The sequence below is a fragment of the Aeromonas sp. SER genome (assembly GCF_038739615.1).
Classification (GTDB): domain Bacteria; phylum Pseudomonadota; class Gammaproteobacteria; order Enterobacterales; family Aeromonadaceae; genus Aeromonas; species Aeromonas jandaei.
This window is the reverse complement of the sequence record NZ_JBCGFC010000012.1, coordinates 106564-119689: the sequence shown is the minus strand read 5'-3', so window position 1 is coordinate 119689 and position 13126 is coordinate 106564. Positions and strand designations below refer to the sequence as shown.

General features: G+C 60.5%; 14 protein-coding genes. 10 read left to right on the top strand and 4 right to left on the bottom strand.

What is annotated here, in order from left to right:
* The first annotated feature begins 183 nt into the window (after window positions 1-183).
* The 6 genes from AAHA41_RS17225 (at window position 184) to AAHA41_RS17200 (ending at window position 4730) form a co-directional block, all read left to right on the top strand.
* Complete coding sequence (locus AAHA41_RS17225) at window positions 184-849, top strand: GntR family transcriptional regulator (protein ID WP_033113736.1); 666 nt, start codon at window positions 184-186, stop codon at window positions 847-849.
* Window positions 850-882: 33 nt separating this feature from the next.
* Entirely contained in the window at window positions 883-2685 is a 1803-nt protein-coding gene (locus tag AAHA41_RS17220) for an aminopeptidase P family protein (protein WP_323070845.1), read from the top strand.
* A gap of 88 nt (window positions 2686-2773) precedes the next feature.
* Complete coding sequence (locus AAHA41_RS17215; protein ID WP_041209671.1) at window positions 2774-3178, top strand: nitrous oxide-stimulated promoter family protein; 405 nt, start codon at window positions 2774-2776, stop codon at window positions 3176-3178.
* 87 nt (window positions 3179-3265) lie between these two features.
* Window positions 3266-3652 carry a DUF6559 family protein gene (locus AAHA41_RS17210; RefSeq protein ID WP_323070844.1) on the top strand — a complete coding sequence of 129 codons (387 nt, stop codon included), beginning with the start codon at window positions 3266-3268 and terminating at the stop codon, window positions 3650-3652.
* Window positions 3653-3666: 14 nt separating this feature from the next.
* Window positions 3667-4143: an N-acetyltransferase gene (locus tag AAHA41_RS17205; protein WP_043850281.1), complete on the top strand. Its 477-nt coding sequence runs from the start codon at window positions 3667-3669 to the stop codon at window positions 4141-4143.
* 119 nt (window positions 4144-4262) lie between these two features.
* Entirely contained in the window at window positions 4263-4730 is a 468-nt protein-coding gene (locus tag AAHA41_RS17200; RefSeq protein WP_323070843.1) for a glycine zipper 2TM domain-containing protein, read from the top strand.
* Window positions 4731-4827: 97 nt separating this feature from the next.
* Here AAHA41_RS17200 and amt read toward each other — a convergent pair whose 3' ends face one another.
* Complete coding sequence (gene amt / locus AAHA41_RS17195; protein WP_104015833.1) at window positions 4828-6255, bottom strand: ammonium transporter; 1428 nt, start codon at window positions 6253-6255, stop codon at window positions 4828-4830.
* 441 nt (window positions 6256-6696) lie between these two features.
* Here amt and AAHA41_RS17190 point away from each other — a divergent pair, with 441 nt between their 5' ends.
* Window positions 6697-7620 (top strand): GGDEF domain-containing protein, encoded by a 924-nt coding sequence (locus AAHA41_RS17190; protein WP_323070842.1) that lies wholly within the window; start codon window positions 6697-6699, stop codon window positions 7618-7620.
* Window positions 7621-7721: 101 nt separating this feature from the next.
* On the opposite strand, the gene AAHA41_RS17185 is transcribed toward AAHA41_RS17190, so the two are convergent.
* The gene (locus AAHA41_RS17185; protein WP_323070841.1) at window positions 7722-8342 is read right to left on the bottom strand and encodes an outer membrane beta-barrel protein; all 621 of its coding nucleotides are present in this window, start codon (window positions 8340-8342) and stop codon (window positions 7722-7724) included.
* 204 nt (window positions 8343-8546) lie between these two features.
* On the opposite strand from AAHA41_RS17185, the gene AAHA41_RS17180 reads away from it, so the two are divergent.
* Window positions 8547-9185 carry an exopolysaccharide biosynthesis protein gene (locus AAHA41_RS17180; protein ID WP_323070840.1) on the top strand — a complete coding sequence of 213 codons (639 nt, stop codon included), beginning with the start codon at window positions 8547-8549 and terminating at the stop codon, window positions 9183-9185.
* Window positions 9186-9248: 63 nt separating this feature from the next.
* On the opposite strand, the gene AAHA41_RS17175 is transcribed toward AAHA41_RS17180, so the two are convergent.
* The gene (locus AAHA41_RS17175) at window positions 9249-10523 is read right to left on the bottom strand and encodes an HAAAP family serine/threonine permease (RefSeq protein ID WP_124243602.1); all 1275 of its coding nucleotides are present in this window, start codon (window positions 10521-10523) and stop codon (window positions 9249-9251) included.
* 429 nt (window positions 10524-10952) lie between these two features.
* Window positions 10953-11852, bottom strand: a complete 900-nt coding sequence (locus AAHA41_RS17170) for a GGDEF domain-containing protein (protein ID WP_323070839.1) — start codon at window positions 11850-11852, stop codon at window positions 10953-10955.
* A 295-nt stretch (window positions 11853-12147) separates the two neighbouring features.
* Between AAHA41_RS17170 and AAHA41_RS17165 the strand changes: the two genes are divergently transcribed.
* Window positions 12148-12465, top strand: a complete 318-nt coding sequence (locus AAHA41_RS17165) for a hypothetical protein (RefSeq protein ID WP_071914160.1) — start codon at window positions 12148-12150, stop codon at window positions 12463-12465.
* A gap of 23 nt (window positions 12466-12488) precedes the next feature.
* Window positions 12489-13124, top strand: coding sequence for a Vat family streptogramin A O-acetyltransferase (locus AAHA41_RS17160; RefSeq protein ID WP_323070838.1), 636 nt, complete (start codon window positions 12489-12491; stop codon window positions 13122-13124).
* Window positions 13125-13126 lie beyond the last annotated feature (2 nt).

Here is a 13126-nt window from a genome sequence, read left to right as displayed (position 1 = left end):
TTCGCATCAACGAGATGATGCCGGTCAGCCACGCTGACCGGCATTTTTGTTTTTGTGGAGTTCCGAATGCCGCCAGCCATGCCGCGGCGAGCCCCTAAACCTTGCCATGCCGGGTGTGACGGGGTAGATTCAGCCAAACTTTATACAATATACAATTTTGTAACGCCCAATCGTGACCCGACCATGACCCCACCCTACAAGACCCGAACCCAGATGGTGATGGAAAACCTCCGCGGCCGGATCCTCCGTGGGGAGTTCCCCGCCGGCGCCCCTCTGCGCCAGGATGCCATCGCCAAGGAGCTGGCCGTGAGCCGCATTCCGGTGCGGGAAGCCCTGATGCAGCTGGAAGCGCAGGGACTGGTGAAATTCGAGGCCCACCGCGGCGCCGTCGTCACCATGCTGGACGCCGCAGCCATCGACGAGCTCTTTTATTTGCGAGCGCTGCTGGAAGCCGATACCCTGTTCCACGCCGTCGACAAGATGACGGAAGCCACCTTCGCCGAGGCGGAGGCCATCCTCGCCCAGTTTGATCACGCCCTGGAGTCAGGCACCCAGATCGAACACTGGGCCGAGTTGAACCACAGCTTTCACGCCACCCTCTATCAGGCAGCCGGTCGCCCCCAGGCACTTGAACTGATCGCCCAGATCAATCTGAGCTGTGACCGCTATGTCCGCTTCGAGCTGCTCTTTGCCACCGATGGCGTGGACAAGGCGGAGCGTGAACACGCCCAACTGCTGGAGCTGTGCCGCGCCCGGCGCAAGCACGAGGCAGTGGTGCTGCTCAGGCAGCATATCGAGGCAGCAGGCCAGTCGATCAAGCGGATCCTGGCTGGCGGCCACAAGAAATGAACACTCATAAAGCAACCATCTGGCACTAACGACATGAATAATTTCGAGATAATTGAAACCCGCGTCGCCCAAGTCAGGGCCGAGCTGGCCATGCAGGAGTTGGACGCCTTTATCGTCCCCCATGATGATGAGCACCTCGGCGAGTACATCCCCGCCTACGCCGAGCGGCTGGACTGGATCACCGGGTTCAATGGCTCCGCCGGCGTCGCCATCATCATGGCCCAGCGTGCCGCCCTCTTCGTCGATGGTCGCTACACGGTGCAGGCCCGCATGCAGGCACCGTCCGAGCTGTTCGAATTTCTCCACCTAGTTGAAGATCCCCATGTCCAGTGGCTGGCCGAGCAGCTGCCCTCCGGCACCCGGGTCGGTTTCGACGCCCGTCTGCACAGCCTGACCTGGTACAAGAACGCCAAGGCCGTGCTGGCCGAGCGCGGCATCGAGCTGGTGCGGGTCGAGCAGAACCCCATCGACCTGAACTGGAGCGATCGTCCCGAGCCGACCAAGACGCCGGTTATCCTCTACAGCGAGGAGCTGGCAGGCCAGTCGAGCCAGGCCAAGCGCGAACAGCTGGCCGCCGATCTGCGCAAGCGCGGTCTCGATGCCGTGCTGCTGACCCAGGCCGAGCCCATCAACTGGCTGCTCAACCTGCGTGGTCGCGATATCGAACGGCTGCCGGTAGTGCTCGGCTTTGCCGTGCTCTACGCCAATACCACCATGGATTTCTTCGTCGATACCGACAAGATCGACTGCTTCGCCTTCAGCCAGCACGTGGGGCAGGATGTCTCCGTCTACCCCATCGACAAGCTGGGTGACGTGCTGCAGCGCATCGGTGAAGATCAACAGAAGGTGCTGGCCGATCCGGACAGCGCCAACGCCTGGACCCAGCTCATCATGGAAGAGGCGGGCGCCATTCTGGTGGCAGGCCAAGACCCGACCATGCTGCCGAAGGCATGCAAGAACGAGGTGGAGCTGACCGGCATGCGCGCCGCTCATCTGCGCGACGGCGTGGCCATGACCCGCTTCCTCGCCTGGCTGGATCGGCTGATCGCCTCCGGCGAGTTCGAAGGTGTGGATGAAGGCACTCTGGCCGATCAGGTGGAAGCGTTCCGCCGCGAGCAGGAGCACTACGTCGAGCCGAGCTTCGATACTATTTCTGCGCTCGGCCCCAACGCCGCCATGTGCCACTACCACCACACCAACGGCACCCCGCGTGCGTTTGGTCAGGACAGCCTCTACCTGCTCGATTCCGGTGGCCAATACATGGATGGCACCACCGACATCACCCGCACCATCAAGGTGGGTGAGGTGACCGACGAGCAGAAAGCAATGTTTACCCGGGTTCTGCAGGGTCATATCGCGCTGGATCAGGCCCGCTTCCCGCGCGGCACCGCCGGGATCCAGCTCGACGTGCTGGCCCGCATGCCGCTGTGGCAAGCCGGTTACAACTACGACCACGGCACCGGTCACGGCGTCGGCCACTTCCTGAGCGTCCACGAAGGGCCCCAGCGCATCGCCCCGAAAGGGAACATGGTGGCGCTGCAACCGGGCATGGTGCTCTCCAACGAGCCGGGCTACTACCGCGAAGATGGTTTTGGCATCCGCTGCGAAAACCTGGTGGTGGTGAGCGAGCTGGAGCAAATCGGCGAGCTGCCAATGCTGGGCTTCGAGCGTCTGACCTATGTACCGTTCGATACCCGCCTGATCGACCGCAACCTGCTGAGCCCGGCCGAATTCCGCTGGATCAACGAATACCACGCCGAGGTGTTCCGCCGCCTGAGCCCGCTGCTCGAAGGCGAGGATCTCGCCTGGCTGGAGCAGGCAACCAGCCTCATCTGATGACACAGGGCCTGCGGGCCCTGTTTTTTTGTCCCCCCTTTTGACCTGTATCAACACCCTGCCCGGGCTGGTCAGGAAAATGGCGACCATGAAAATTCATCAAGCCAACCCAGCAAGGGGCGCGCACGCCAGCACCGGCAAAGCGGCGACTCTTCACCCCAGACTGGTGCGCGAGCAGCGGACAGTCAGCGCCATGATCCGCCTCTACTGCCAGCACCACCATCAGGATCCCCACTGCCGTCACTGTCGCAAGCTGCGGGATTTCGCCCACCAGCGGCTCACCCGCTGCCGTTACGGCCACGGTCACAAGCCCACCTGCGCCAACTGCAACATCCACTGCTATGCGCCAGCGATGCGCAAACAGATCCAGCAGGTGATGCGCTGGAGTGGCCCCCGCATGTTGCTGCGCCACCCCTGGCTGGCCATCCGCCATCTGCTCGATGGCTGGCGCAAGGCCCCCAAACTGCCCCACAGCCGCCCGCTTCCCCCCTGATCGCTCATGCAGGATTCAGAAATCAATCGCTAAGATCTGCTTGTCTGGCACAGACCCCTTGTCTGCCCTGAACAGTGGAGAAACAAGATGAGCTGGTTTACCCGTTTTCGTGAGCGTCGGGCCCTGCGCCGCTATCTGGCGATGTCGGCGATCCTGGCCAAAGAGTATGGCACCTGCGAGCAATACAGCGCAGGACAGTTGCTGACCCAGGCCAGGATCCATAAACTGCCGACCCGCTGGCTTGGTTACTACTTCGCGCTCTATCGCCACGAAAGCGCGCCCGAACTGGTCAGCGGCTGGCAACTCGACGATGCGCGGCTGCTCGCCCTGCGCCAGTCGCTCGCCGAGAGCCTGTTTCACCACGACATAGCCTATACCGCTCTGGATGTCCGCGAGCTGGCCCGCCCCGCCCAATGGCGCGGTGGCAGCGATCGCAAGGTACAGACCCAGGGCATCACCTTTCGCCAATATTGACCAGAGACGCCTTGATGCACCACAACCCGCCCCTGCTGCGCCCCGCGACCCATACCGACATGCACGCCATCTGGCAGATCGATGCCAAGGTCTTTGGCGAAGATGTCTATCCCGCCTTCTTCTTCCGTCAGGCGATGGATTTGTGGCCCGAGCTGCTGCTGGTAGCCGAGTACGAGGGGCATCTGGTGGGCTATGTGCTGGGTGGTTTCGGTCAGGAGCGAGCCAAAGGGTGGGTACTCTCGCTGGCGGTGCTGCCCGAGGCGCGTGGTTTCGGTCTGGCCGAGCGGATGATGCGTCAGATGGAGACCAACATGGAAGGGCTGCAGATCAGCGAATTGCAGCTCACGGTCGATCCCGCCAACCCGGCCCAGCGCCTCTACTACCGGCTCGGTTATCAGCTGGTCGAAGAGGTGGCCGACTACTTCGGCCCCGGCGAGGATCGGCTGGTGCTGGTCAAAAAGCTCACTGATACAGCTGCGATTCAAGGATAAAAGCGGTTACAGAACGCATAATTGGTTACATTTTGCCGATTTCATGTCCCGCTTGCTTGGAGTAAAGTTCAATTCATCGAACTGATTGTTTGAATTCTATTCAGCCTTGGAGGCCTATCATGTTGAAACGAATGACCATTATTGCCCTGCTGGCCGCCACCACCATCACTGGTTGCGCCAATAGCGATGTCTACTCTGGCGATGTCTACACCAAAGACCGCGCCAAGCAGGTTCAAACCGTCAGCTACGGCACCATCATCTCTACCCGCCCGGTCAAGATTCAGACCGATGAGAACTCCCTGATGGGTACCATCGGCGGCGCCGTGGTCGGCGGTCTGCTGGGCAGCACCGTCGGTGGTGGTACCGGTCGCGATATCGCAGCCGCAGGCGGCGCCATCGCCGGTGCCGCAGCCGGTAACGCCATCGGCAACAAGATGAATCAGGTCGACGGCGTCGAGCTGGAGATCAAGAAAGAGAACGGCGAAGCCATCGTAGTGGTGCAGAAAGCCAGCCCCACTTTCAGACCGGGTGCCCGTGTCCGCATGACCCAGGGTAACGGCAGCATCAACGTGGCCGTCGTGAACTAAGAGTGCGAACTAATAGTTCGAACTAAACGCGCCACTGCGCTTGCACCATAAAAAAACCGCCGGAACCGGCGGTTTTTTTGTTGTCTGACGTTCGGGATTACATGCTGTAGGCCTTCTCGCCATGTGTGGTCACATCCAGCCCTTCCCGCTCGGCATCGCCGTTCACCCGCAGACCCACCACCAGGTCAACCAGCTTGAAGGAGATCGCCGCCACGGCACCGGACCAGAGGATGGTCACGCCAACCCCGATGGCCTGGATCTTCACCTGCGCCAGAATGGAGTAACCCTCGGCCACCTGATTGGTGACATAGTCCCACACCCCGGTACCGCCCAGATCCGGGCTGGCAAAGACACCGGTCAGCAGGGCGCCGAGAATACCGCACACCCCGTGCACACCAAACACGTCCAGACTGTCGTCCGCCCCCAGCAGGCGCTTGAGACCGTGGACACCCCACAGACCCGCCACGCCACTGATAAGACCCATCACCAGACCACCGCCAACGCCGACCAGACCGGCTGCCGGAGTGATCACCACCAGACCGGATACGGCGCCGGAGGCCGCACCCAGCAGGGAGGGACGTCCCTTCATCACCCACTCGGCCAGCGTCCATGACAGGGCTGCCGCAGCCGGAGCGACCCAGGTGTTGATAAAGGCCAGCGCAGCAACACCGTTGGCTTCCAGCGCGGAGCCGGCGTTGAAGCCGAACCAGCCGAACCAGAGCAGGGAGGCGCCGATCATGGTCATGGTCAGACTGTGGGGCGTCATGGGATCACGACCGTAGCCCAGACGTTTGCCCACCAGATAGGCACCCACCAGACCCGCCACGGCGGCGTTGATATGCACTACGGTGCCGCCAGCAAAGTCCAGCGCACCATGCTGGAACAGATAACCGGCGGTGGCGGTTGCAGCAGCAGCCGCATCGGCGCTGGTATAGGCATCCGGCCCCGCCCAGTACCACACCATATGGGCTAGCGGAATGTAGGCAAAGGTGAACCAGATGACCGAGAAGAGCAGCACGGCGGCAAACTTGATGCGCTCGGCAAAGGCACCGACGATAAGGCCGCAGGTGATGGCGGCAAAGGCCCCCTGAAACACCACATAGATGAACTCGCTGATACCGACCCCCTTGCTGAAGGTGGCCGCGATGGAGTCAGGAGTGACCCCCTTGAGCAACACCTTGCTGAAGGAGCCGAACACGCTGTTGCCCTCGGTAAAGGCGAGCGAGTAGCCGTAGATAATCCAGAGCACGCAGATGAGACAGAACAGGGTAAACACCTGCATCAGCACGCTCAGCATGTTTTTGGCGCGCACCAACCCGCCGTAGAAGAGTGCCAGACCGGGGATCGACATCAGGATCACCAGTGCAGCCGAGAGCAGCATCCAGGTGTTGTCACCCTTGTTGATCGTCACACTGGCAACCGGTGCCACCGCAGCCTGAACCTGAGAGACCTCATCGGCCCAACTTGGGGTCACCAGCAACGCCGTCAATATCGGCAGACCCGCCATCATCCATTTTTTGACCATAGAGCACTCTCCTTCCCTGTCGTACCGGTATAAACCGGCTCCGTTTCCTTGATTGAACTTGTGGCCACTGCTCGCGTGCCTCGATTCGCCGGGTGCAGCTGGCCAGAAATGACCGCCTGATGGTAAAAAGCATAAAGTGGGCCAAAAGTTAAAACTCATTTAAATCATAATATTAGATATAAACAAACTCCTTTTTGCACCAAAATGGCGCGTGCGTTGCGCTAAGCCACGGCCGGTCGCCCTGTGACAGGGCAAGCGGTCGCCCTCGCACCAGAAATGCACAAAATCAGGCGCTATCCCACAGGCTGGAGTGATGATCATCGCGCCCGGCCGGCTCGCCGTTTACACTGGCTGAACGCCATACCGCCACAAACGGCACGACAGATTCATGATGAGGGCCATTTTCGACACTCTGATGGCAGGCCCAATCCGAGGAACACCATGCAGTCCGATCGTCTCGACCTCAGCGTCACCCGCTATCGTCACTTTGACGCAGAACACCGCGCCCATAGCGCCCTGCTGGGGATACTGGTGCTGACCATCATCTCCACCCATCTCACCCTGCTGCCCCACTACCCCGTCGAGCGGATCCATGTCAGCAGCCTGGGGTTCGAGCTGGTCAACTGGCTCACCATGATCTTTCTGTTCTGGGTAGTGCAGTGCGCCCATCTGCCAGCCAAAACCTATCGCCTGCTCTCCTGTGGCCTGACGCTGTGGATCCTGGGGGCGACCGCCGACATCATGGACGAACTGGTCGCCCAGCCGCTTTGGATCGCCATCTACGCCGAGGATCTGCTGCGATCCAGCGGTATCCTGCTGAGCAGCATCGGTATCCTGAGCACCATGCATCACCTCTTTCATATCAATAGCCAGCTCAGACAACAGGCGCTGTTTGACGATCTGACCCGACTGCCCAACCGGCGCTACTTTCATCAGCAGCTGTTTTTGGGGCAGGGTGAGTATCAGGTGCTGCTCCTGCTCGATCTCGATCACTTCAAATGGATCAACGACAACTTCGGCCACGACATGGGGGACAAGGTGTTGCAGCAGTTTGGTGCCCTGCTGCAACAGCACTGCCCGGCCGGAGGGCTGGCAGCCCGCGTCGGTGGTGAGGAGTTCGCAATCCTGCTGCCCGACGCTAACCAGATGGAACTGGAGCAGCTCGCAGCGACCCTGCTGGCAGCAACCCGCACCATAGCCCCCGATCCGGCTCATCCTCTGACAGTCAGCATCGGGTTCGGCATCCGCGGGCAGCAGGAGCCGGCGGTCTCGTTGTTCAAGCGGGTGGATCAGGCGCTCTACAGTGCCAAGGAGGCAGGCAGAGACCGCTATGTATCGGCTATCCCGGCCAATAACGGAGAGTGAACCCACTCTGGAGCACGACCGGGTGATGGATGACCTGGCCATAACATCACGGATGGAAAAGGGGCCTTATGGCCCCTTTTCCATCCGTAAAATTACCCCGCCTAAAAGCGGAAGGTGAGCCCGATATTGGCCTGCCACTGGGTCACCAGATCCCCCTTCACCTTGAACACGCACTGATCCGGATTGCAGAGAAACTCGCTTCTGTCGTTGGCAAGCGAGCCGTAGCCCCGCACCTCGGCCCGCAGGGCAAGATGTTCGGACAGGCGGGGCTGAACCCCGAGCGCCAGCGACATGGAGGGCATCACCTCGCTATCGTAGGCGGCAAAGCGCGTTACCCCGATACCGGCACCGATATAGGGCGCCATCAGGTTGTCAGCGAGGCTCAGTGCACCGGCAAAGTGCAGGGTATCCACCGTCAGGCGATCCGGCTGATCGGGTGAGAGGGTGGTGGACTGGTGGCTGTAGAGCAGCTCGATCATGCCGGGGTCATCCACCTCCTTGCTGATGAAGAGCCCCCAGCTGCCGGAGTCCTGCCCCTTCAGCTCGTCAATGCTGGTCGACACTGGTGCAGGCTGGGGATCCTCGCTGCGCTTGAAATCGATGGCAGAGCTGTAGCCGTAAAATGGTGTCACCTGCCAACCCAATCCAGCCTCCCCCTCGCCGCTCCACGCCTGCCCAAGGGGCAGCAGTGCCCCCATCATCACCATCCCGACTCGTCTCATCCTCACCTCCGGCCAATCCATTTTGCTCAAAAAGCATACCAGAGCCACCTCATTGCCATCCTAAATGGCACCTGTACCGGCTCATTTTCAGCGGCGTTAAAAGCACCTGCGCCATTCATCGGCCATTAACTCCGGCCACGTATGCTGACGCCCAATCCGGGTCATGGTGGCCCGGCACAAGCCGACAGCAGAAGGATGCCGGAGATGGCGACAGCCCCCCTCAACGACCCGCAACACACCCTCGCCAATACCCTGCGGGCCACCGCCCACGCCATCGAGGAGAGCCATATCAGCCTGCGCCAGATGCTCGCTCTGGTCGGCGAGCAGGGGATGCTGCTGTTTTGCGTGTTGCTCACTGTCCCCTTCCTGCTGCCGGTCTCGATCCCCGGCGTCAGTACCCCGTTTGGCCTGCTGATCCTCTTTATCGGCATTGGCATTACCCTCAACCGGGTACCCTGGCTGCCCGCCATCCTGATGGAGCGCCGCTTTGCCGCCGACCAGCTCAAGCCGACCCTGCACAAGGGTGCCGATCTGCTGGCCCGGGTCGATCGCGTTATCCGCCCGCGCCTGCTTGCCCTGACCGCCAGCACCACCATCAACCGCTGCAACGGCCTGCTGATCATGCTGGCCGCCCTGCTGCTGATGCTGCCCCTTGGCGCCATTCCCTTCACCAATGCCCTGCCCGCCTGGGCCATTCTGCTGCTGGCCACCGGCATGCTGCAGCGGGATGGTCTGTTTGTCGCCGGCGGCTATCTGCTGGTGAGCGCGACCCTGGTCTGGTTCGGCGTGCTGGCCATCGGCCTGCTGATGGCGGGCCAAAGCGCCACCAGTTTGCTCGGCTAAATGAGAGGCAAAGAAAAAGGGCGACCTGATGGTCGCCCTTTTTGACTTGTGCGGGATCTGCCGTTACAGCAGATCGTAGATAAGGGCCGAGATGGCCAGCAGCCCGATCACCAGCACGAAGAGGGTACTCGCCCCGCGATAACGCTTGAGGGCGGGCAGACGATAGATGGAGCAGGCCGGCAGCAGGAACAGGATCACCGCGATGAGCGGCCCGCTCACCTTCTCGATGATCTCCAACACGTTCGGATTGAGGTAGGTAATCACCCCGGTCACCACGAACAGAATCACCGACGAGACCCGCGCGATGGTCGCTTCACGCAGGGAAAGTCCCAGCCCCTGACAGGCACCGCTCACCATGCTCACCGTCCCCTCGCTCACCCCCATGGAGGTGCCGAGGAAAGATTTGGACATGGCCAGAATGGCGATGAGCGGCCCCACATAGGCGATCAGCGGATTGGAGAACTTGTTCGCCAGCGCCGACAGCACGGAGATATTGTCGATGCGCGCCTGCGCCATCTCGGCCTGACTCAGGCTCATCACGCAGCTCACCACGAAGAAGAGCACGCTGCCGCAGATCAGCAGGCTGCTGCACTTGATGATCCGCTTGGCGCGCAGGTCGGCGCTCTCCTGACAGCGCTTCTTCTGCGCCGCACTGAAGGAGGAGATGATGGGCGCATGGCTGAACGAAAACACCATCACCGGCACGATCAGCCAGAGGGATTTCCAGAACGCCGGATCACGCCAGTCCACCGCCTGACTCTCGCTGAAGTAGGAGAGGCTCCACTGGGGCAGCAGATAGATGGAGAGGCCGATCAGAAAGGCGACCATGGGCAGCGCCAGCACGCTGATGGCCGACACCACGATCTGCTTGCCCGCCAGCAGCACCAGATGCAGACCCAGCATCACCCCCAGCACCAGCAGACCGCGCGGGATCTCGGCATCTCCCAGCTGGTGCACCACAAAGCTCTGGATCGCGTTGGTGATGGAGATGCTGTAGACCAGAATGATGGGGTAGAAGGCAGTCAGATAGACCAGCATCAGCAGCTTGCCCGCCCGCGCACCGAAGTGCTCCTCCACCACGTGGGTGATATCCCCCTCCTTGTGGGAGCTGGAGAGCACAAAGCGGCTCAACGCCCGATGGGAATAATAAGAGAGCGGAAATGCGAGCAGCAAAATAAACAATAAAATAACCGGCGAATTACTACCGACGGTAATTGGGAGAAATAGCGTACCGGCACCGACCGCAGTGGCATATAAGCCCATGGTCCATACCGAATCACTTTTCTCCCATTTCAATTTTGAAACCGGGTTACTCTTTTCAGCAATAGATACACTCATTGCAATATATACCTTATTAATCTGTCATCATTATTTTTATTGGCCCAAATAACAGGCTGGCAATATCAGGCGGCATTTGGCCGCAGGTGCAGAAAAAGCAAATCCGCCAGCGGCCAACAGGGCCACCGGAGTGAAATGGAGATGCCACGCTACCATCGTTGAAATCGCCATCCGGGTCAAGGTTAATAATTCATGACCGTTTGAATCGGATTGTTTCAAAACGGGGCGAGATGTATCGTATTCGTCACCAGCACACCCATTTATCCCCGTTTGATAACATACCGATAAACCCTTGTTCTGTTGCCCAACAACACAAATAAGAACAGCAATCGGGCAGCCAATATTACCACCATAGCTCGCGAGATATCAGTGAAATAATATGGCGAACTTTTCATCCAATTAATGTTTGCATCAACAAGGGTTTGTTCATTAATTTTCGGGGGCGGCCGGACAGTGCGCCACCCGATTGCGCCCCGTCCGCTTGGCCTCGTAGAGCCACTCGTCGGCCCGGGCCAGCGCCACATTGATATCCTCTCCGGGCGCCACCAGCGTGGCCCCCAGACTGACCGTCATGCCGACCGGTTCGGCGGGCAGCGCCTCGACCGCGGCGCGGATCTGCTCGGCAATCTCCAGCAACCCGGCCTCATCAAGCCGTGGCAGCAGGATCACGAACTCCTCGCCACCGCTGCGCACAAACAGATCCTCTGCCCGCAGCCGGCCATCGACGCAGGCGGCAAAGCGTTGCAGTGCCAGATCACCCTGCTGATGGCCGAAGCGGTCGTTGATCTGCTTGAAGTGATCGATATCGAGCATAAGCAGGCCACAGGGTGCCTCGCTGCCTCTCACCTGTTGGCAATGCTCGAAGAAGTAGCGGCGGTTATGGAGGCCGGTCAGCTGGTCGGTCTCGCTCTGGCGCTGCAGGCGCTGCTGCAACTCGAACTGGCGGGTGATATTGCGGGTCACCCAGGCGACCGCCCGCTTGCCGTCATAGAGGGAGGGGAGCGGTGCAATCTTGCCCTCAAAGCGCTGCACGCCTTGCGGCCCGACACCGGCGTTGATGCCACCCACCTCGCTGGCCGCCAACTCATACTCCACCACCCGCACCAGACCGCTGTTGAGCGCCAGTGCGACTTGCTCCATCACCCAGAGGGACATCGCCTCCGGCAGCACATCCAGCAGCCGCTTGCCAGCCAGCGGATTGCCGTCCTGATAGGATTGATGCTCCATGCCTCCTATGTATTCCACGTAATAGCCATCTTCACTCAGGATGAAGACCGGATCTGGCAACTGCGCCATCACCTCGTAAAGCTGCGATACCGAAAGAGTCATGGATGCTCCTGTACTTCTGTGGCCAACAGGGACTGGCTATTGTGCCCCAACTCGACAGCCCGCCAACCATCACCATATGGGACAGATTTCCAGCAGTGCCAAGATTCCTTTACAGCAAGTTTATCCCGTTTGGTGAAACAACCCGACGCAACCCGCAATCCCGTAGTTCGCCACCCATATCCCATTGTTTCAAAAAGAGGCTTCGTTTAGGCTCCTGTAGCTCGCCCCCATTTTTATCCCTCCATGGAGACGCAGCCCGATGCCGCAGGAGGGGAATTGCACAAGGAGTTGCAGGATGAAGAATGCCATCGTCAAAGCTCGTTTCGAGGCGGTCAGCCTCGAAGGGGAACAGCTCACCCTCAAGATCGCCATCAAGGCCCCCGAGCCGGATCCACGCTCGGCTGGCGGTGACTGGCGCTGCAAGGTGAAGCTGGCGGGGCTGAGCGACAAGACCTTTATCTACGGCATCGACAGCCTGCAGGCCCTGAGCCTCGCCATCAAGTTTGTCGAGACCGAGCTGCGCGCCTTCTCCGATGCGGGCTGGCAGTTCTATCTGCCCGATTGCCCCGATCACCCCATCGACATGAGCGCCTGCTACTTCCCGGCGCTCTAGCCCGGCCCATCCAAGGAGACCAGATGCACGGACCCGATCCCGCCAATCCCCACCCCATGAACGGCTTCCCCCAGGTGTGCTTTATCAAGAACACCATCAAGGGGCCCAATATCGAGGTGGGTGACTACACCTATTACGACGACCCGGAGGATTCGGCGGGCTTCGAGCGCAACGTCCTCTACCACTTCCCCTTCATCGGCGACAAGCTCATCATCGGCAAGTTCTGCGCCATCGCCCGCGGGGTGAAGTTCATCATGAACGGCGCCAACCACCAGACCTCCGGCTTCTCCACCTACCCCTTCTTTATCTTCGGCAACGGCTGGGAAAGCGCCGCCCCCGCCCCGGGCAGCCTCCCCTACAAGGGGGATACCGTCATCGGCAACGATGTCTGGATTGGCTATGACGCCCTGATCATGCCGGGAGTAAAAGTCGGCAACGGCGCCATTATCGCCGCCCGCTCCGTGGTCACCGGTGACGTACCCGCCTATGCCGTGGTCGGCGGCAACCCGGCCAAGGTGATCCGCTACCGCTTCGACGACGACACCATCGCCCGTCTCAACGCCATCGCCTGGTGGGACTGGCCGGTGGAGCAGATCAGCCAAAATCTGAAGCTGATTGGCGGCAGGGAGATAGCCGCGCTGGAAGCGGCAACCCGTTAGAG

What these genes read in the sequence shown, in the direction of transcription:
- AAHA41_RS17225 (WP_033113736.1), top strand. Translation starts at nt 184, where the DNA reads ATGACCCCACCCTACAAGACCCGAACCCAGATGGTGATGGAAAACCTC.
- AAHA41_RS17220 (WP_323070845.1), top strand. Translation starts at nt 883, where the DNA reads ATGAATAATTTCGAGATAATTGAAACCCGCGTCGCCCAAGTCAGGGCC.
- AAHA41_RS17215 (WP_041209671.1), top strand. Translation starts at nt 2,774, where the DNA reads ATGAAAATTCATCAAGCCAACCCAGCAAGGGGCGCGCACGCCAGCACC.
- AAHA41_RS17210 (WP_323070844.1), top strand. Translation starts at nt 3,266, where the DNA reads ATGAGCTGGTTTACCCGTTTTCGTGAGCGTCGGGCCCTGCGCCGCTAT.
- AAHA41_RS17205 (WP_043850281.1), top strand. Translation starts at nt 3,667, where the DNA reads ATGCACCACAACCCGCCCCTGCTGCGCCCCGCGACCCATACCGACATG.
- AAHA41_RS17200 (WP_323070843.1), top strand. Translation starts at nt 4,263, where the DNA reads ATGTTGAAACGAATGACCATTATTGCCCTGCTGGCCGCCACCACCATC.
- amt (WP_104015833.1), bottom strand. Translation starts at nt 6,255, where the DNA reads ATGGTCAAAAAATGGATGATGGCGGGTCTGCCGATATTGACGGCGTTG.
- AAHA41_RS17190 (WP_323070842.1), top strand. Translation starts at nt 6,697, where the DNA reads ATGCAGTCCGATCGTCTCGACCTCAGCGTCACCCGCTATCGTCACTTT.
- AAHA41_RS17185 (WP_323070841.1), bottom strand. Translation starts at nt 8,342, where the DNA reads ATGAGACGAGTCGGGATGGTGATGATGGGGGCACTGCTGCCCCTTGGG.
- AAHA41_RS17180 (WP_323070840.1), top strand. Translation starts at nt 8,547, where the DNA reads ATGGCGACAGCCCCCCTCAACGACCCGCAACACACCCTCGCCAATACC.
- AAHA41_RS17175 (WP_124243602.1), bottom strand. Translation starts at nt 10,523, where the DNA reads ATGAGTGTATCTATTGCTGAAAAGAGTAACCCGGTTTCAAAATTGAAA.
- AAHA41_RS17170 (WP_323070839.1), bottom strand. Translation starts at nt 11,852, where the DNA reads ATGACTCTTTCGGTATCGCAGCTTTACGAGGTGATGGCGCAGTTGCCA.
- AAHA41_RS17165 (WP_071914160.1), top strand. Translation starts at nt 12,148, where the DNA reads ATGAAGAATGCCATCGTCAAAGCTCGTTTCGAGGCGGTCAGCCTCGAA.
- AAHA41_RS17160 (WP_323070838.1), top strand. Translation starts at nt 12,489, where the DNA reads ATGCACGGACCCGATCCCGCCAATCCCCACCCCATGAACGGCTTCCCC.